The 18,583-nt window shown below is 62.0% G+C and carries 15 protein-coding genes, 1 tRNA gene and 3 pseudogenes; 10 read left to right on the top strand and 9 right to left on the bottom strand.

Annotation, left to right across the window (positions count from 1 at the left end; translation table 11 throughout):
- Positions 1-16: 16 nt before the first annotated feature.
- A complete protein-coding gene (locus tag ACYG9V_RS12600) occupies positions 17-2,248 on the bottom strand; it encodes a RelA/SpoT family protein (protein ID WP_023670236.1) in 2,232 nt (743 codons plus the stop codon).
- Between the two features lie 127 nt (positions 2,249-2,375).
- Positions 2,376-2,777, bottom strand: a complete 402-nt coding sequence (gene rpoZ / locus ACYG9V_RS12595; protein ID WP_023670235.1) for a DNA-directed RNA polymerase subunit omega — start codon at positions 2,775-2,777, stop codon at positions 2,376-2,378.
- Between the two features lie 330 nt (positions 2,778-3,107).
- On the opposite strand from rpoZ, the gene ACYG9V_RS12590 reads away from it, so the two are divergent.
- Complete coding sequence (locus ACYG9V_RS12590; protein WP_023670234.1) at positions 3,108-3,689, top strand: LabA-like NYN domain-containing protein; 582 nt, start codon at positions 3,108-3,110, stop codon at positions 3,687-3,689.
- Positions 3,686-4,351: a uracil-DNA glycosylase gene (locus tag ACYG9V_RS12585; protein WP_352762967.1), complete on the top strand. Its 666-nt coding sequence runs from the start codon at positions 3,686-3,688 to the stop codon at positions 4,349-4,351. The genes ACYG9V_RS12590 and ACYG9V_RS12585 overlap by 4 nt, the downstream gene beginning before the upstream one ends.
- A 10-nt stretch (positions 4,352-4,361) precedes the next feature.
- Here ACYG9V_RS12585 and ACYG9V_RS12580 read toward each other — a convergent pair.
- Positions 4,362-4,825 (bottom strand): annotated as a pseudogene (locus tag ACYG9V_RS12580) (zinc-binding dehydrogenase); the annotation flags it as partial.
- Positions 4,826-4,833: 8 nt separating this feature from the next.
- Between ACYG9V_RS12580 and ACYG9V_RS12575 the strand changes: the two are divergent.
- Positions 4,834-4,989: pseudogene (locus ACYG9V_RS12575) on the top strand (winged helix-turn-helix transcriptional regulator); the annotation flags it as partial.
- Between the two features lie 37 nt (positions 4,990-5,026).
- Here the strand turns inward: ACYG9V_RS12575 and ACYG9V_RS12570 are convergent.
- A complete protein-coding gene (locus ACYG9V_RS12570) occupies positions 5,027-5,515 on the bottom strand; it encodes an Lrp/AsnC family transcriptional regulator (RefSeq protein WP_050587694.1) in 489 nt (162 codons plus the stop codon).
- Positions 5,516-5,653: 138 nt separating this feature from the next.
- Here ACYG9V_RS12570 and ACYG9V_RS12565 point away from each other — a divergent pair, with 138 nt between their 5' ends.
- Positions 5,654-6,553, top strand: a complete 900-nt coding sequence (locus tag ACYG9V_RS12565; RefSeq protein ID WP_352762969.1) for a DMT family transporter — start codon at positions 5,654-5,656, stop codon at positions 6,551-6,553.
- A gap of 36 nt (positions 6,554-6,589) precedes the next feature.
- Here the strand turns inward: ACYG9V_RS12565 and ACYG9V_RS12560 are convergent, their stop codons facing one another.
- The 3 genes from ACYG9V_RS12560 to dapA form a co-directional block, all read right to left on the bottom strand.
- Complete coding sequence (locus tag ACYG9V_RS12560) at positions 6,590-7,330, bottom strand: glycoside hydrolase family 25 protein (protein ID WP_352762971.1); 741 nt, start codon at positions 7,328-7,330, stop codon at positions 6,590-6,592.
- 72 nt (positions 7,331-7,402) lie between these two features.
- Positions 7,403-7,882: an SsrA-binding protein SmpB gene (smpB, locus tag ACYG9V_RS12555; protein ID WP_023687280.1), complete on the bottom strand. Its 480-nt coding sequence runs from the start codon at positions 7,880-7,882 to the stop codon at positions 7,403-7,405.
- Between the two features lie 25 nt (positions 7,883-7,907).
- Positions 7,908-8,789, bottom strand: coding sequence for a 4-hydroxy-tetrahydrodipicolinate synthase (gene dapA, locus ACYG9V_RS12550; protein ID WP_352762974.1), 882 nt, complete (start codon positions 8,787-8,789; stop codon positions 7,908-7,910).
- 278 nt (positions 8,790-9,067) lie between these two features.
- Between dapA and ACYG9V_RS12545 the strand changes: the two genes are divergently transcribed.
- Both ACYG9V_RS12545 and ACYG9V_RS12540 read left to right on the top strand, forming a co-directional pair.
- Positions 9,068-11,101 (top strand): lytic transglycosylase domain-containing protein, encoded by a 2,034-nt coding sequence (locus ACYG9V_RS12545; protein WP_352762976.1) that lies wholly within the window; start codon positions 9,068-9,070, stop codon positions 11,099-11,101.
- Positions 11,102-11,377: 276 nt separating this feature from the next.
- A pseudogene (locus ACYG9V_RS12540) lies at positions 11,378-12,279 on the top strand (alpha/beta fold hydrolase).
- A gap of 59 nt (positions 12,280-12,338) precedes the next feature.
- Here the strand turns inward: ACYG9V_RS12540 and ACYG9V_RS12535 are convergent.
- The gene (locus ACYG9V_RS12535; RefSeq protein WP_023747469.1) at positions 12,339-13,415 is read right to left on the bottom strand and encodes a tyrosine-type recombinase/integrase; all 1,077 of its coding nucleotides are present in this window, start codon (positions 13,413-13,415) and stop codon (positions 12,339-12,341) included.
- A 242-nt stretch (positions 13,416-13,657) separates the two neighbouring features.
- Positions 13,658-14,803 (bottom strand): porin, encoded by a 1,146-nt coding sequence (locus tag ACYG9V_RS12530; RefSeq protein ID WP_352668434.1) that lies wholly within the window; start codon positions 14,801-14,803, stop codon positions 13,658-13,660.
- Between the two features lie 464 nt (positions 14,804-15,267).
- Here ACYG9V_RS12530 and ACYG9V_RS12525 point away from each other — a divergent pair.
- From ACYG9V_RS12525 to ACYG9V_RS12510, 4 genes are all read left to right on the top strand, one after another.
- Positions 15,268-15,358, top strand: a tRNA-Ser gene (locus ACYG9V_RS12525).
- 266 nt (positions 15,359-15,624) lie between these two features.
- Complete coding sequence (locus tag ACYG9V_RS12520; RefSeq protein WP_023670218.1) at positions 15,625-15,867, top strand: GIY-YIG nuclease family protein; 243 nt, start codon at positions 15,625-15,627, stop codon at positions 15,865-15,867.
- Positions 15,868-15,990: 123 nt separating this feature from the next.
- Positions 15,991-17,184 (top strand): porin, encoded by a 1,194-nt coding sequence (locus ACYG9V_RS12515; RefSeq protein ID WP_023756386.1) that lies wholly within the window; start codon positions 15,991-15,993, stop codon positions 17,182-17,184.
- Positions 17,185-17,433: 249 nt separating this feature from the next.
- Positions 17,434-18,546 carry a pyridoxal phosphate-dependent aminotransferase gene (locus ACYG9V_RS12510; protein WP_352762978.1) on the top strand — a complete coding sequence of 371 codons (1,113 nt, stop codon included), beginning with the start codon at positions 17,434-17,436 and terminating at the stop codon, positions 18,544-18,546.
- Positions 18,547-18,583 lie beyond the last annotated feature (37 nt).

Genomic DNA, 18,583 nt, shown 5'->3' with positions numbered 1-18,583 from the left:
ATTCACTATTCACTATTCACCCATTCACACGCCGCGCATCGCTGACGCTCGAATTATCCTTGAGCTGCGACAGCAGCCGGTTGAGGTGCTTCAGATCCCAGACTTCGAGATCGATCAGCATTTCGGTGAAGTCGGGCGCGGTGCGCACCATCGACAGCGTATGAATGTTGGCGTCGTTGGAGGCAACGACCTGGGCGATGTCGGCGAGCGAGCCCGGCGCGTTGATGGCGGTAACCGAGACGCGCGCCGGAAAGCGCTCCTTGGTCTGCTCGTCAATGTCCCAGCGCACGTCGATCCAGCGCTCCGGCTGGTCGTCGAAGGCCTGCAGCGCCGGCGACTGGATGGGATAGATGGTGATGCCGGTGCCCGGCTGGACGATGCCGACGATGCGGTCGCCAGGCACGGCCCCTTCCGGCGCGAAACGCACCGGCAGGTCGCCGCGCACGCCGCGGATCGGCACCGCGCCATCGCGCGGCTGGTCCTTGTCCTTGCGCGCGGCTCGGGTGCCGGGCATCTGGAACAGCATGCCGGCGGCGTTGCGGATCTTCGACCAGCCCTCCTCGCGCTGCTTAGGGGCGCTGACGGTGACGCGCTCGTCCTTGTAGTCTGGGAAGACCGCCTTCATGACGTCGGTCGAGGCAAGTTCGCCGCGCCCGACCGAGGCCAGCACATCTTCGATGTCCTTGCGCGCCAGCCGGTGCAGCACCGGCTTCAGGCTTTCCTTGGTGAAGGTCTTGCCGGCGCGTTCGAAGGCGCGCTCGAGAATGCGGGCACCAAGACCTGAATATTGCTTGCGAATGGCGTTCTTGGTGGCGCGGCGGATGGCTGAACGCGCCTTGCCGGTGACCACCACCGACTCCCAAGCCGCTGGCGGCACTTGCGCCTTGGAGCGGATGATCTCGACCTCGTCGCCGTTTTTCAGTTCGGTCATTAGCGGCATGATGCGGCCGTTGACCTTGGCGCCGACGCAGGTATCGCCGACGTCGGTGTGCACGGCATAGGCGAAGTCGATGGGGGTGGCGCCGCGCGGCAGAGCGATCAGCATGCCTTTCGGCGTGAAGCAGAACACCTGGTCCTGGAACAGCTCCAGCTTGGTATTTTCGAGGAAGTCTTCCGGGTTGTCGCCTTCTGCCAGTTGCTCGATGGTGCGCCGCAGCCAGGCATAGGCGTTGGTCTCCTTCGAGATCGCATGGGCGGCACCGTTCGTCTTGCCGCCGGTGTCCTTGTAGATCGAATGGGCGGCGACGCCATATTCGGCGATCTTGTTCATCTCGCGGGTGCGGATCTGCAGTTCGACGCGCTGACGCGAGGGGCCGACAATGGTGGTGTGGATCGAACGGTAGTCGTTCTGCTTGGGCGTCGAGATGTAATCCTTGAAGCGGCCAGGCACCATCGACCATGTGGTGTGGATGGCGCCGAGCGCGCGGTAACAGTCTTCGACGCTGTCGACGACGACGCGGAAGCCGAAGATGTCCGAGAGCTGCTCGAAGGACAGCGCCTTGGCCTCCATTTTGCGGAACACCGACCAAGGCTTCTTCTGCCGGCTCTTCACGCCGGCGTTGATGGCATGCTTTTCGAACAGCGCCGACAGCGCCTTTTCGATGTCGGTCAGCACGCCCTTGTTGCGCTCGAATATCTCGGCAAGCCGCGCGGTGACGGCGCGATAGGCTTCCGGATTGATGAAGCGGAAGGCGATCTCTTCCAGTTCCTCGCGCATGCCTTGCATGCCCATGCGCCCGGCGAGCGGCGCATAGATGTCCATCGTCTCCTCGGCGATGCGCAGGCGCTTGGCCTCGGGCATGTGGTCGAGGGTGCGCATGTTGTGCAGACGGTCGGCGAGCTTGACCAGCAGAACGCGGACATCCTCCGAGATGGCCAGCAACAGCTTGCGCAGGTTTTCCGCCTGCTCGGCCTTCTTGGAGACGAGATCGAGCTTCTTCAGCTTGGTCAGGCCTTCGACCAGCTTGCCCATTTCGGGGCCGAACAGATCGTCGATCTCGGCCCGCGTCGCGGTGGTGTCCTCGATCGTGTCATGCAGCAAGGCGACGGCGATCGTCGCCTCGTCCATGTGCATTTCGGTGAGGATGGCGGCGACTTCGAGCGGATGCGAGAAATAGGGATCGCCGGAAGCGCGCTTCTGGTGGCCATGCTTCTGCATGGCGTAGACATAGGCCTTGTTGAGCAACGCCTCGTTGACGTCAGGCTTGTAGCGCGCAACGCGCTCGACAAGCTCATACTGACGCATCATGGGCGGGTTCTCACGGTGCTGAAATGATTGATGCGCCGCACTGATGTACGGCGCATCTCATAGATAGCCACGAAACTCACGGGACGGAAGTGCCGGAACCATATTCCCGGCAGGTCCAGGGCAGCGATTAGTAGTCGTCGCTCTTTTCCGGGGGAACCAGGCCCTCGATGCCGGCCAAAAGGTCTTCCTCGGTCATGCGATCGAAGGTGACGTTTTCTTCGGCGTCGTCGGCATCGGTAGCTGCAACTGCGTTGCCGGTCTGGTCGGCGATCGCCTCGCCGTCGGCCTCGGGCTCGTCGACCTCGACATGCTTCTGCAGCGAGTGGATCAGATCTTCCTTGAGGTCGTCGGGCGACAGCGTCTCGTCGGCGATCTCGCGCAGCGCTACGACCGGGTTCTTGTCGTTGTCGCGGGGCACGGTGATCGGCGCGCCCTGGCTGATCTGGCGGGCACGGTGGCCGGCGAGCAGCACGAGCTCGAAGCGGTTGTCGACCTTGTCGATGCAGTCTTCAACGGTTACGCGGGCCATTGATTGCCCCTTTCATGCCTGGATTTGATGGAAAACAGGCGCGGTCCATAACCCGAACGCCGCCAAAATACAAGCATTATGGCGCCGTGGCCCCATGGGCTGGCGAATGCCAGTCTCTGGCGCCGGTGAATGCCTTGCCGGCAAAGCCCGCCTACCGGCGACGACACGGCTCCGATCACAATTGCTTGCAGTGCGCCCCGGCACCCTTGGATTGCCGTAAAACTGGCGCTATCTCGGTTGACGAAAGGTCAGCCGGTTTATTTACGAGCCGACCGATATAACGACCCATTTCGATTAGTCCGCCACCTATTTCGAAAAAGGAATATTGCCATGTTCGACCCCCGTGAAAAAATCGCTCTTTTCATAGACGGCGCCAATCTCTACGCCACCTCGCGCGCACTCGGCTTCGACATAGACTACCGCAAACTGCTGTCCAGCTTCCAGAAGCGCGGCTATTTGCTGCGCGCCTATTACTACACCGCTCTGGTCGAGGATCAGGAATACTCTTCGATCCGCCCTTTGATCGACTGGCTCGACTACAATGGCTTCAAGGTGGTGACCAAGCCGGCCAAGGAATTCACCGACTCGACCGGCCGCCGCAAGATCAAGGGCAATATGGACATCGAACTGACCGTCGATGCGCTCGAACTTGCCGATGTTGTCGACCACTATGTCATCTTCTCCGGCGACGGCGACTTCCGCACACTGGTCGAAGCGCTGCAGCGGCGCGGCCGCAAGGTCTCGATCGTCTCCACCATGGCCTCGCAACCACCGATGATCTCGGACGATCTGCGCCGCCAGGCCGACCATTTCATCGATTTGACCTCGCTGAAGAACGAGGTCGGCCGCGATCCCTCCGAACGGCCGGTGCGTAGGCCCGAGCCGGCCGAAGTCGAAGAGGAAGACTATTGACGGCGGCGGCCTTGGACGCCGCTCCCGAACCCGACCGCGACTGCCCGCTCTGCCCGCGCCTGCATGATTTCATCGCAGACTGGCGGCAGCGCGAGCCGTCGTGGTTCAATGCGCCGGTGCCGACTTTCCTGCCGCCTGATGGCGAGGACGCCGTCGAGCTGCTGATCGTCGGGCTGGCGCCCGGCCTGCGCGGCGCCAACCGCACCGGGCGACCGTTCACCGGCGACTATGCCGGCGACCTGCTCTACTCAACGATGATCGCTCACGGTCTTGCCCGCGGCGAGTTCAAGGCGCGGCCGGATGACGGGCTCGAACTGATCGGCACCGCGATCACCAATGCGGTGCGCTGCGTGCCGCCGGAGAACAAGCCGGTCGGCGCCGAGATATCCACTTGCCGCAGCTTTCTGGTGCCGACGATCGCGCGCTTTCCAAAATTGCGCGCCGTGCTGGCGCTGGGCTCGATCGCCCACCAGTCGACCGTCAGGGCGCTCGGTCAGCGCGTCGCTGCCTATCCGTTCAAGCACGGCGGTCGGTTGCCGGCCGGCGGCGTCACGCTGTTTTCCAGCTATCACTGCTCGCGCTACAACACCAACACTGGGGTGCTGACCGAAGCGATGTTCGTCAAGGTATTCAGCGAGATCGCGTCGTTCCTGCGGAACTAGACGCTGCCTCTCAAAATCCCTCGAGCACGATCTTGCCCTTGGCCTTGCCGGTCTCGATCAGCGCATGGGCGCGCTTCAGATTGGCGGCATTGATTGGGCCGAACGTCTCGCCCAGCGTGGTGCGGATGGTGCCGGCGTCGACAAGGCGCGCCAGTTCGTTGAGATGTTCGCCCTGCGCGGCCATATCGGGCGTTTCATACAGCGAGCGGGTGAACATCGGCTCCCAGTGGACCGAAACGCTCTTGCGACCCAGTCGCGGGTTTCGGGCCGCGATGCGGTGGCGATCACCGTCAGATCGGTCAGCTGGCGCGCGAGCTGGACCGCGATCGACCCGACGCCGCCGGCGCCGCCGACGATCAGGATGGTGTTCGCGGCGCCGATGACTAGCTTCTTCACATCGAGGCGGTCGAACAGCGCCTCAAAGGCGGTGATCGCCGTCGTCGGCAGTGCTGCCGCCTGCGCATAGCCGAGCGAGCCAGACTGGGCTCATCGCCCGCAAGGTCTATGCGCAGATGCCGCCGAAGGTCGAGTACAGCCCGACGCCTCGTGGCCGAAGCCTGGAGCCCGTGATCACCGTGCTGAAGGTCTGGGGCGATGCGAATGTGACGCTGGCGCCGGAGGTTTCCCAGGCCGCTTGAAGCGGAGGCGTGGCAACCGCTTGCGTTGGTCCGGCCCTCACACCGGCAGCAGCGCGTCCGGCTTCACGTCCGATATCGACGCATAGGTGTGCGTTTCCCTGACACCCGGCAGCGGCAGGATCACGCGCTTCAAAAAATCCTGATAGGCGGCCATTTCCGAAATGCGCGCTTTCACCAGATAGTCGAAGCCGCCCACGACCATATGGCACTCCAGCACTTCGGGGGCCTTTGCTACCGCTTCGGCGAAACGGTCGAACACATGCGGCGCCGCCTGGTCGAGCCTGACTTCGATGAAGACGAGCGTGCCGCGGCCGATCTTTTGCGGATTGAGCACGGCCCGGACCGCGGTGATGAAACCCTCACGGAAAAGGCGCTTCACGCGCTGGCTGGTGCCGGTCGGCGACAGGCCGACACGGGCTGCTAGGTCAAGCGTCGTGCGACGCCCGTCCTCCTGCAGCAACCGAAGCAGGCTGCGATCGATGGCGTCGAGCTGATCGGATTCATGATTCACGTTTGCAGCGCCCATATCGCGTGACTTTCACTTCCATATTGCGAAAACAGCATATTTTGACGCACCATTTTCGACAATAGGCTGCGTTTTCAACGAAAGCCGTCTGGAGGAAGTACCCTTCCGCTGGCAGGATCGAGCGGGACAAGAATGCGCGTGACAGAGGACCGAAACACGAAGCCGGCAATCCTTGCTGGCCTGGCCATGATCGGCATCTACGCCGTGCAGTTCGTCGCCGCCCGCTTCAGCCTGCGGGAACATCTGACCGCGACCGATTTGGCAACGTTGCGCTTTGCCGGCGCCGGCATGGTCATGCTGCTGGTCGTCTGGAGAAACGGCCGGGCGACTGGCAAGGCATTGGGCTGGAGGCGTGCCTTGACGCTGGCGGCACTGGCCGGACTGCCCTACCCTATCATCATCAATTGGGGACTGACCTATGCGCCGGCAGCGCATGGTGCCGCACTTTGCCCTGCCTCGATCGTGTTCTTCTCATTCGTGCTGTCGCGCATCGCCACGAGGGAGAAAACCTCGCGCCAGCGAACCATCGGCGTCGCAGCCATCATCGCCGGGCTGATCCTGTTCATTGCACCCGTGCGCACTGGCGGCGGCATGAAGGATGTCCTCTTCGGCGATCTTCTGTTCGTCGGATCCGGCGCGATGTTTGCCGCCTATGCCGTTCTCGTGCGGCGCTGGCGCGTCGATCCGGTTGCGGCGACCGCAACGGTGGTGCTGCTGTCATGCGTGCCGCTGCCGTTGCTCTATTTCTTTGCCCCAAGCGGCCTCCGCGCGGCATCAGTGGCCGAGATTGCCAGCCAGATCGTCATTCAAGGGTTTTTGGCAGGTGCGGCCGCCATGTTCCTGTACACCTATATCGTCCGGCAGCTGGGGTCGCAGGCGGCATCGCTGTTCATGCCATGCGTGCCGATCGCAACCGTGCTGATCGCGATGACGGTGCTCGGCGAGACGCCGACCGGCGCCCAGTTCGCCGCCGTACTGATCATGGCCGCGGGGATGGCTTTTTCGGCTCTTTCCAGGCCTGTTCCCAAGCCTGCGTAAGACTGCGGATGCCAAACTCAAGGCCAGCTGATTCGTTCAAGGCGATGGAGGCTTTTGCGAAGAGAGCGATGCGGGCGCAGCAAATAGCTCGGCCAGCGTTTGCTGCCCACCCTGCAGGACGTTGAGATCGACATCGCCCTCGATCCCGTCGACACGGCCCATATTGTGGTACTGCCAGTAAATCCAGCCGTCCTCGCTCGGCTTGAACGCCAGCGAGCGCAGCCAGCGCTGCCGCACAGCCATCTGTCCGGCATAGGCGTCCTCAGCCTCGTCGGTCAGGTAGATGATCGCCGGCTTGCCGAACGCAGCTTCAACCGGTCCGAGGAAGGCCTGGAGTTCCGCGCTCAGCTGTTCCGGCGACGGGCGTTGCGGGCAGTTGCCGCCGAATTCGATGTCGACGACCGGTGGCAGCAGCGGCTGGTCGTGCGGCACCACCGCGATGAAATTTTTCGCCTGGTCGGCGCCCGGCCGGCAGAAGGTGAAGAAGTGATAGGCGCCGACGGCGAGGCCGGCCGCGCGCGCCTCGCGCAGGTTTTTGGCGAAGGCATCGTCGACATGGTTGCCGCCCTCGGTCGCCTTGATGACGGCGAAGGCGACGTCATCGGCGGCAACGCGCCGCCAGTCGATCTCACCCTGATGATGGGAAACGTCGATACCCCTGACCGGATAGCTGTCACGATCCGGCGAGAACGTCCGGAAATAGAAGATGCTACCTGCGGCGACGATGCCGGCGAAGACCAGACTGGCCGCACCCCAGAGAATGATCCGGTTCTTCAAGCCTTTCCCCATCGTATGTCGCTGGAAACTTGAAAGCCGATGTGGCTTTTCTGGGGCTGTGGCTCGAGGTTCTTAGCCCCGTTCCTTCATGAGCCGGCCCTTTTCGCGCGACCAGTCGCGCTGCTTTTCGCTCTCGCGCTTGTCGTGCAGTTTCTTGCCGCGGCCGACGGCGAGCAGCAGCTTGGCACGGCCCTGGTCGTTGAAGTAGATTTTCAGCGGCACCAGCGTCATGCCTTCGCGGTCGATGCTCTGCGCCAGTTTTGCCATCTCGCGCTTGTTGAGCAGCAGCTTGCGGCGCCGCCTGGGCTCGTGGTTGAAGCGGTTGGCCTGCAGATATTCCGGCAGATAGGAGTTGATCAGCCAGATCTCGCCGCCCTCGACCGAGGCGTAGCTGTCCTGGATGTTGGCCTGACCCTGGCGCAACGACTTGACCTCGGTGCCGGTCAGCACAAGGCCGGCCTCGACGGTGTCGAGCACCTCATAGGAAAACCGCGCCTTGCGGTTTTCCGCAACGGTCTTGTTGTTGGGATCGGCTTTTCTGACCTGGTTCATGATGCGGAGAGGTGGCGCCTCATCCTTAATTTATCAAGCCGGCGTGTTTCATCGCCGCATCGATCTTCTCGGCGGTCGACGCCTCGATGGTCACCAGCGGCGAGCGCACCACGTTCTCGACCTTGCCAATTTTCGACAGCGCGTATTTGACGCCGCACAGGCCGGGCTCAAGGAAGATGGCCTTGTGCAGCGGCAGCAGACGGTCCTGCAATTCCAGCGCCTTGGCGCTGTCACCGGACAGTGTGGCTTCCTGGAATTCGGCGCACAGCCGCGGCGCGACATTCGACGTCACCGAGATGCAGCCGACGCCGCCATGGGCGTTGAAGCCGAGCGCCGAGGCATCCTCCCCTGAAAGCTGGATGAAATCCTTGCCGCAGGTGGCGCGCTGTTCGGACACGCGCTCGACCTTGCCGGTGGCATCCTTGACGCCGACGATGTTCTTGAAGTCGTGCGCCAGCCTGCCCATCGTCTCCGGCATCATGTCGATCACCGAGCGCGGCGGGATGTTGTAAATGATGATCGGCAGCTTGGTCGCCCTGGCGACGGCAGCGAAATGCTCGTACAAGCCGCGCTGTGTTGGCTTGTTGTAATAAGGCGTGACGACCAGAGCGGCGTCGGCGCCCGCCTGCTCGGCGTACTGCACCAGACCGACCGCTTCAGCGGTGTTGTTGGAGCCGGCGCCGGCGACGACCGGAGCGCGGCCCTTGGCCACATCGATGCAGACCTTGACGACATGGCGATGCTCGTCATGCGACAGCGTCGGCGACTCTCCGGTGGTGCCGACCGGGACGAGGCCCGTCGTGCCCTCGCCAAGTTGCCATTCGACGAAGGCGCGAAAGGCTTTCTCGTCGAAACGTCCGCTCTGTTCGAACGGCGTCACGAGCGCAGTAAGCGAGCCTCTCAGCATGTCGTCCAACTCCTTGGAACTTGTTTGTTTATGCGTGTCATCGTCCCAAAACCGGTTCCCGCTTTTGGGCGACATGCATCGGGCGCCTTCTAGCCGAAAGCGAAGCCGCGCACCATAGTCTCGACACTGTTGCGCGGCAAGCATGCCGATGGTGCCAGCAAGCGCAATTCGAACGGCCTCGATAACCCTTTGTTTACGAGCTCTTCACGACCTAAGTCTAGGCTCTCGGGCACCTGGGCTTGCCATCTAAAGTGCCGCAACAGGGAAAGATCAGGATCATGCCGGCCAGTCGGCCACTCCGCTTCATATTGCTTGGCGCCGTTGCCCTGCTGATAGTGGGAACGGCGGCAAACGAGAGCGTCGACGAGCAGACGACCTCATCGATCCCGATGCCTGACATGCAAGATGGAGCGCAGACCGATGCGCCCTCCGCCAATATCGCCGTGTTGAAAGGCAGTCTCGACGCGTTGGCGACCGGCGATATCGCCGCGGCACGAGCGGTGCGCGAAACATTGCCGGCCAGTTCGCTGGACCGCCATATCCTGGCCTGGGCGATCGCGCTCTATGGCGGCGACCGTGTGCCGAGCAGCGAGATTGCCGATACCGCAAAGATGTTGCCGAATTGGCCCGGCACCATCGCTCTGCGCAAGAACAGCGAGCGCGCGCTTTATCGCGAAAACCCCTCGTCGCAGACCGTGGTGAAAGCCTTTGACGGCAGCCAGCCGCTGACCTTTCAAGGCGTGGTCATCCTTGCCCGTTCTTATGTAGCTCTTGGCAACACCAAGGCTGCGCTTTCCGTGCTGTCGCCATTCTGGCGCACCGAGAAGCTGGAAGCCAGGGACGAGGCGGCCGTCAGCAAGGAGTTTGGCGCCATCATTCCGGCTGCCGACCATCGTTTCCGCATGGAACGGATGTTTTATGCCGACCGGGAGAATTCGGCACTGCGGGTCGCAGCACTTGCCGGCGCGCAACCGCTGGCCGATGCCTGGGCCGCCGCCTCGCGTGGCGACAAGAACGCGGCCAAGCTGTTGAAAGCGGTGCCTGCCGCGCAGCAATCGGCCGGCTATTTCTTCGCGCAAGCCGAATATCTGCGCAAGCAGCGGAAGTTTGCGGACGCCGCCGCGGTGATGATGAAAGCGCCAACGAGCCGCGACGCGCTGGTCGATCCCGATGCCTGGTGGGTCGAGCGCCGCGTGCTGTCGCGCGCACTGGTCGACCAGGGCGACTGGAAGACCGCCTACAAGATCGTTGCCGCGCATGCCGCCGAAAGCCCCGCCAGCGCCGCCGAGGCCGAATTCCACGCCGGCTGGTATGCGTTGCGCGGCCTTAACGATCCTGCGACGGCCTCGACCCATTTTGCCCGCATCGCCGATCTCGCGCAGGGACCGATGTCGCTGTCACGCGCCTATTACTGGCTTGGCCGCGCGGCGGAAGTCGGCGGTCCCGGCAATGCGAAGGATTATTTCACCAAGGCGGCAGCCTATGGCACCACTTTCTACGGGCAGTTGGCGGCGGAACGGGTTGGCTTGCGCACGCTGAACATCGTCTATCCCGAGCCAAGCACTGCCGACCGCCAAAGCTTTGACGGCCGCGAAGCCGTCAGCGCCATCAAGCGGCTGCAGGAGGCGGGCTACGACCGCTATGCCGAGACGCTTTACCGCGACCTCGCCGGGCAGTTGACCAGCCCCGGCGAGCTGGCGCTGCTTGCGGTGCTGGCGGAAAAGCAGGGCAATCATTTCATGGCGCTGAAGATCGGCAAGATCGCCGGCGCGCGCGGCATCGATGTCGGCGCGCTGTCGCATCCGCTGGGCGTCATTCCCGACACCGCCGACATATCCGGCTCGGGCAAGGCGCTGGCCTATGCGATCGCCCGCCAGGAAAGCGAATTCAATGTCGGCGCCGTCTCCAGCGCCGGCGCGCGCGGCCTGCTGCAGCTGATGCCGGGCACCGCCAAGCAATTGGCGAAGAAGGCAGGACTGAGCTTTTCCCAGGATCGGCTGACCAGCGATGCCGGTTACAATGCGACGCTGGGGGCTGCCTTCCTTGGCGAGCAGCTCGACCGCTTCGGCGGCTCCTATGTGCTGACCTTCGCCGGCTACAATGCCGGCCCTAACCGCGCCAGCCAATGGGTAGCCAAGTACGGCGACCCGCGCGGCAAGGGCATCGACGCCGTCGTCGACTGGATCGAGCGAATTCCCTACACCGAAACAAGAAGTTACGTGCAGCGCGTGATGGAGAATTACGAGGTCTACAAGATGCGCATTTCGGGGAAGTACGATATCGTTGGGGATTTGGTGAACGGAAGAGGCTGAGGCCGCAGAGCTGTCGCCACGGGCAGACGTTGGCGATCCTTCGCGCCCCCCTTGCCGGCCATCTCCCCCACGAGTGGGGAGATCAACTGTCATTGCCGATTCCGCCGATCTCCAACGTCGAAGGAAGGGCGTAGCGCCTGAACCGCCAATCTCCCCCCTCGTGGGGGAGATGTCTGGCATTTCCAAGAGTGTCAGCTTGCCGACAACCCTCGATTTGACCGCTCCCACCCTCGCCTGTAGCAGACGGAGACAATCCGGACAGGGAGTCCTTTTAATATGTCGAGCACCGACGGCTTCTCCGACTTTTTCTACACCGCGCCGGACGGGCTCAAGCTTCACGCCCGCGTCTATGGCGAGACCAATTCGGCAGACTGGCAGGTCGTTTGCCTGCCCGGCCTGACCCGCAACGCGCGCGATTTCCATGAGCTGGCGCTTTATCTGTCGCAGCGAACCGACAATCCGCGCAAGGTCATCGCCTTCGACTACCGTGGCCGCGGCCAGTCCGCTTACGATCCTGATATCTGCCACTACAATGTCGGCATCGAAGCCGGCGATGTCCTCGCCGGACTGGCCGCTCTGAACGTCGAGGAAGCGGCCTTTATCGGCACCTCGCGCGGCGGGCTGATCATCCACGTGCTCGGCGCGCTGAGGCCGGCCGCGCTGAAAGCCATCGTGCTGAACGACATCGGACCGGTGATCGAGGCCGCGGGGCTCGCCTATATCCAACCTATCTCGACCCGGCACCGAAACCGAAGAGCCGCGCTGAGGCGATCGATGCCCAACGCGTCGCTCACGGCGCGGATTTTCCCGCTCTGACCGCAGCGGATTGGGAGCGGATGGTGTCGGCCCTCTACCGCGAGACGGACGAAGGCCTCCTGCTGCCGGATTTCGACACGCAGCTGGTCGAGACGGTGGCGGGCCTCGACCTCAGCAAGCCGTTGCCGGATCTGTGGCCGCAGTTCGAGGCGCTGGCGGCCATACCTTTGCTTGCCATTCGCGGCGCCAACTCGAAACTCCTGTCGGCCGACACACTCGACGAGATGCAAAAGCGTCATTCCGGCATGGAAGCGATCACCGTCGAGGGCCAGGGCCATGGGCCCTTCCTGGAGACAGGCAATCTGCCGGGCGCTATCGCGGCTTTCCTGGATGGAGTACCAAATGCGGCCCAGAAAAAGTAAACCCCAAGATCAAAGATGATCCTGGGGTTGCCGAGGCAGTATATGAAAGCCTTGGGTAACTATTTGGCTTTCGAGCTTTTCCGGGGCGCCTTGGGTGCCTTCGCCGCTGCCGCTTTACTTTTTTGAGCAGGCGCTGGCACTGAGGCCGTGGTCAGCGGCGATGCGAAGGCCGAGCTTTTTCCATCGCCGGATAACCCCTCGCCGCGGGGCGTTTCCAGCACGACAACGCAGCCGTCGAGATCGTTGGTGGCCAGATGCGCATAGCGCATGGTCATCGAAAGCGTCTGGTGGCCGAGCCACATCTGCACGCGGCGGATGTCGATGCCGCCCTGGACCAGACGCGAGGCACAGGTGTGACGCAAGATGTGCGGAACCACCTGGTCGTCGGCGCCGAGACCGACTTCGACCTTGGCATCGTTCCAGATGGCGCGAAACTGTGCCTGGCTGAGTTTGGTGAACGGACCCTTGGGCCGGCGGCCCTCTGACGGGGGCAGTTTGATCACCTCCTTGACCCGCTCGGTCATCGGGATGGTGCGGCTGCGGCCGGATTTGGTGATCCAGAACGAGACGCGATGTTCCTGGATGTCGTTCCAGATCAGTCCGAGCGCTTCGCCAAGGCGGCAACCGCTGTCGACGAGAAAGACCGAGAGACGGTAGGCATCCTCGCTGCGGGTCCTGATGGCGGCGAACAGCCTTGCTTCTTCGTCCCTTTCGAGGAAACGAATCCGTCCCGCCCGCTCCTTCTGGCGGCGGAACTCGGGCAGGCTGTGGATATCCCCCATCTTGTAAGCCTTGCGCAGCAGTTTGCTGAGGGCAGCCATCTTTCGATTGATGGTTGCGTTGCTGTTGCCGCGCTGGCGCAAGGTGCCGATAAGATTGTCCAGGGTGCTCTGGTCAAAGGCGCTGAACCGTTCTCCGAGGAGAATCTCGTCTATTTCGCCGATGAAGGAGCTGACATTGTATTTATGCCGCCCATCATCCCAGAGTATGTCTCGGTATGCTGAAAAAAGCTCTCCGACCCGGTGCGACCTTACTTCTCTGATCTTGTTGTAGCTGTATTTTATCTTCGCATTTTGAGAAGAGAACATTGAGAAATGTTCGGAGGGGTCACCCTCTTGTATCGCGTCGATGGTCATAAATTGCCACACCCCCGAGTGGATAGAGTCAGACCTACCCGCTTGGAAGCGTCCTTTCAAGAGATTTAATCACGCAGTTGTGAATTCATCCGCCCATCAGCGGATCCCACGAACTCACCCTTACGGACTGTTCAGCTGCCGATACCCCCTGTTCCTTCTGCTTGCCTTGTTCCAGTCACGAAACAAAAACAGCCCGGGCGTAGATGCGCCCGGGCTGAATTTCACCTGTATAAACCCAGCCCTTAGAACGAGCGCTGGAAGCGGAGGATACCGCCGACGCTGTCTTTTTGCCGGGCGTTGGTCCAGTCCACGTTGGTGTAGCTCGCAGGATCGTTGAACCCGCCGTAGTGGTCGTAATCAACTTCAGCCGTGATCGTCAGGCCAGGCACGACATCGTATTCAATGTTCGCTGCCAGGGCATAGTTCTTCGCGTCGTCAGCCGAAGCCTGAGCATTGAACCTGGTCTTCTCGTTGATGGTGTACGTGCCACCACCCCAGACAGCCCAGTTGCCACCCCACTGCTTGAAGTAGCCGCGACCGAAGACATCCTTGACATTCGCCGGATCGTTGAGGTTGTCGTCGGTGCCGTAGCCGGCCATGACCCACAGCGACAGGGCCTGCGACACGGTGACGTCCAAGCGAACCTTGCCGGCCACTTCTTCGTAGTTGCTGTCGTAAGCGATGACGCCGGTAATGGCGCCCCAGCCCTGCGTGTACTTCACGCCGCCGACGACGTTCGGGACATAGCTGTCGATCGTCCGGAAGCCCGAGCCTTCTTCGAGAGAGACCACGGCCGAGAAGCCGTTGCCCGCATCGAAGTAGTACTGGACGACGTTGGTGTCGAAATCGCCGTAGGGAACCAGCGTATCCTGGATCACGTTGCCGGCGTAGCCGATGAACGTGTTGAAGGCCGATTCGTCCTTACCGACGCGGAGACCACCGAGCTGGATCCAGGCGAAGTTCAGCGAGGCCCCGGTGTTTCCAGCTTCGTTGTCGAAGAAGTAGTTGTTGCTGTTCTGGAAGTTGAAGCGGGTCTCGGTGTAGGTCTTCAAGGTGCCGAGTTCGGTTTCCTGGCCGGTCCAGGTCTTCAGCGCGAAACGGGCCTTCTTGCGGTAGGTGTCATTGGCGCTGCCATCCTGAGCATCGCCGGTAACCGCACCGTCGAACGAGCCGACGTCGCCGACGCCGATGTCGTAACGGACATAGCCGCCGATGCGCAGGCAGGTTTCGGTGCCGGGGATGTAGAAGTAGCCCGAGCCGTAAACGTCGCAAATCTTGACGTATTCAGCCGGTTCCGGCTCGGCGACGACGACGGCGTCGGCGGCGCGCGCACCGGAAACTGCGATCAAGGCCGCAGCGGAGCCGAGGAGAAGGCTCTTAATGTTCATTTTCTGACCTCCAGTCAAAAGTTAAAAAACGGGTCTGGGTATTCTTTGCTGAAGGACAGCGTTCCCTGCCCCATCCCCACTACCGAAAAAGATGCGCACCGCGCCGCTCCTTCGAAATCGACATTACCCATGAGGCGGCGGCGTTCAACCACGATCGTACCGGCAAAAGGGCTGTGCGGGTGCTATCCCCCGGCGTTGTTGCACAAATGACACGATTTGGCCTCAGTCAGAAAGCTCTCATTAACTATCGAGGGGCCCGGAAGCCTTGTCCAGCGCGCCGCATTGCGGCAGAATCCGGCGATCGCCGGCCGGAATTGCGGCGCTGCTGCCGACTCGCCGGCCAGGGAGCCGCCGCAGATTCGCCGCATGCAAAAGGCGACGCCGCAGCCGAATCCGGAATTTTCATAGATAATGGCGCCGGCTTGTTGATTGTGCCCGCGCTTTTCTTTATCCAGCGGCGCAACGGAGAGGTGGCCGAGTGGTCGAAGGCGCTCCCCTGCTAAGGGAGTAGAGGTCAAAAGCTTCTCGTGGGTTCGAATCCCATCCTCTCCGCCATCCTGCTTCGCTCTTCGAGCTTCGCAGGACAAGCCCAACCCTCAGCGCGAAGCAATGGCGGAGAGGATGCCCTCCGAAGCCTTGGCGTAGGAGGGCCGGACCGTGTGGTGTGCTACGTGCCGCACAGCGTAAGCCCAGAAAATCCCTTGCAAATTCGATTGGCAGTCCTGCTTCGCTCTTCGAGCTTCGCGGGACAAGCCCACCTCAGCGCGAAGCAGGATGGCGGAGAGGATGCCCTCCGAAGCCCCGGCAAAGGAGAGCAGCTCATGTGGTATGTGTATCTTCTGGAGAGTACGGCTGCGGAAGGCGAACGCTATATCGGCATAACGACGGACCTGAAACGGCGGCTTGTCGAGCACAATGCGGGGAAATCCAGCCATACATCCAAGTTTCTGCCGTGGCGGATCGTCACCTATATGGCCTTTTCGAACCAGGCCAAGGCAGCTTCATTCGAGCGCTATCTCAAATCCGGTTCAGGGCATGCTTTCGCCAACAAGCGCCTGTGGTGATGGCCGCATCACCTGCCGCAGAGGTCCATCTTTTCAATAAACTTCAACAATAACAATTGATTACAGCGAAAACGCTTGTCGCCGGTTTCACTATCTTGTTCGATTCTGACTGGAGGTCAGAAAATGAACATTAAGAGCCTTCTTCTCGGCTCCGCTGCGGCCTTGATCGCAGTTTCCGGTGCGCGCGCCGCCGACGCCGTCGTCGTCGCCGAGCCGGAACCGGCTGAATACGTCAAGATCTGCGACGTCTATGGCGCCGGCTACTTCTACATCCCCGGCACCGAGACCTGCCTGCGCATCGGTGGCTATGTCCGCTACGACATCGGCGTGGGTGATGTCGGCTCGTTCGACGGTGCGAGGTCGTTCGACCATAAGGATGGCGACGAGCAGGATACCTTCTACAAGAATGCCCGTTTCACGCTGAAGACCTGGACCGGCCAGGAAACCGAGCTCGGCACCTTGAAGACCTACACCGAGACCCGCTTCAACTTCGGCAACCGCAACGGCTACCCGTCGGCAGACGATCCGACTACCGAAGCAGACGAGTTCAACTCCAACCCTGCCGGCAACAAGAACGTTTCGCTGAACTTCGCCTGGATCCAGCTCGGTGGCCTGCGCGTCGGTAAGGACGAATCGGCCTTCGACACGTTCATCGGCTACGCCGGCAACGTCCTCCAGGATACGCTCGTTCCCTACGGCGATTTCGATACCAACGTCGTCCAGTACTACTTCGATGCGGGCAATGGCTTCTCGGCCGTCGTCTCTCTCGAAGAAGGCTCCGGCACCGTTGGCACCATCGACAGCTACGTTCCGCATGTCGTCGGCGGTCTGAAGTATACGCAGGGCTGGGGCGCCATCACCGGCGTCGTCGCGTACGACAGCAACTATGAAGAAGTCGCCGGCAAGGTGCGTTTGGACATCACCCCGATGCAGAACCTATCGCTGTTCATCATGGGCGGCTACGGCACCGACGACAACCTGAATGACGACACGACCTTGATTCACAACGGCAACGCGATCAACGCCGGTGGCCGCGGTTTCTACAAGCAGTGGGGCGGCAACTGGGCATTCTGGGGTGGCGGCACCTACACCATAAACGAGAAGACCTCGTTTAATGCCCAGGTCTCGTATGACGAGTGGAAGAACCTCGGCGTCGCCGCGAACATCGCCTACGACGTTGTTCCCGGCTTCACGGTCACGGCCGAAGTCGACTACCTCAACGCAGGCAAGTTCGACGACGCCAACTTCTCCAACTTTACCGATGCCGACAAGAAGAGCAGCATCGGCGGTCTCCTCCGCTTCCAGCGCTCGTTCTAAGACGCTCAGCCTGGCTGAAAAGCAAACCCGGCGGGCAACCGCCGGGTTTTTTTGAAGCATCCGTCGCCATGTCATTGGCTGCAGTGGCCTTCAAAAGGCTGCCGCCTACCGGCAGTCAGGTCGTAGAGCGTGGCCACCCGCGCCGATTTCATCCCGGGCGTCATGGCCACTATTTCCAGCCGCGCCAGAACTTGCGCCGTCCTATCGGGCACGCTAGCAAGAAGGCTCATCTTCTCGTGAGCTTTTGCCATGCGCCAGCGCCCTGCCCTCACGCCGCTTGTCGGCGCGCTTCCCTCCACGGTGCCGTTTGTCGGACCGGAAGCGCAGGAGCGCGAGCGCGGACGTGCTTTTCGCGCCCGCATCGGCGCCAATGAGAGCAGTTTCGGGCCTTCGCCGCGCGTTATCGCCCGTATGGAGCGCGTCGCGCGTGACCAGTGGATGTATTGCGATCCCGACAATTACGATCTGAAGCAGGCTGCGGCCCGCCATCTCGGCGTCGGCGCCGAAAACGTCGTGGTCGGCGAAGGCATAGACGGGCTGCTTAGCCTGGTGGCGCGCATGTATGTCGCGCCTGGCGACGCGGTGGTCACCTCGCTCGGCGCCTATCCGACGTTCAATTTCCACATTGCCGGCGTCGGCGGCCGGCTGGTCACGGTGCCTTACGAGAACGACAAGGAAAGTCTGGATGGACTGCTCAAGGCAATTATCAAGGAGAAGGCGCCGCTGGTCTATCTCTCCAATCCGGACAATCCGATGGGCAGCTGGTGGGAAGCAGGAGATATCACCCGCTTCGTCGAAGCGTTGCCGGAAACCACCATGCTGGTGCTCGACGAGGCCTATGGCGAATTGGGGCCGGCCTCGGCGCTGCCGCCGATCGATGTCGCGCGGCCCAACGTCATCCGCATGCGCACCTTCTCCAAGGCATACGGGCTGGCCGGCATTCGCTGCGGCTATGCGGTGGCCGAAGCTGAGGTGATCCGCGATTTCGAGAAGATCCGCAACCATTACGGCGTCAGCCGCATGGCGCAGATCGCCGGCGTCGAGGCGCTGGCCGACCAGGACTGGCTGCACAGCGTGGTGGCGCGAGTCGCTGCCGGACGCGCACGTATAGCCGGGATTGCCGAGACGAACGGGCTGAAGCCGCTGCCATCGGCGACCAATTTCGTCACCATCGATTGCGGCAAGGACGGCGCCTTCGCGCTGAAAGTGCTGCAAAATCTTTTGTCGCGCGACGTGTTCATTCGCAAACCGATGGCGCCAGGGCTCGACCGTTGCATAAGGGTCAGCGTCGGCCTCGATCATGAGCTCGACATCTTTGCCGAGGAACTGCCCGGCGCGCTCGCCGCTGCGCGGGGAAATTAGCCCGGCCGATTGCCGTCGCGACACGGCCTGCCAATGC

It is taken from the genome of Mesorhizobium sp. W016 (assembly GCF_054719485.1).
Note: the sequence above shows the minus strand (reverse complement) of the source record. Positions and strands in the feature narration are given on the sequence as shown.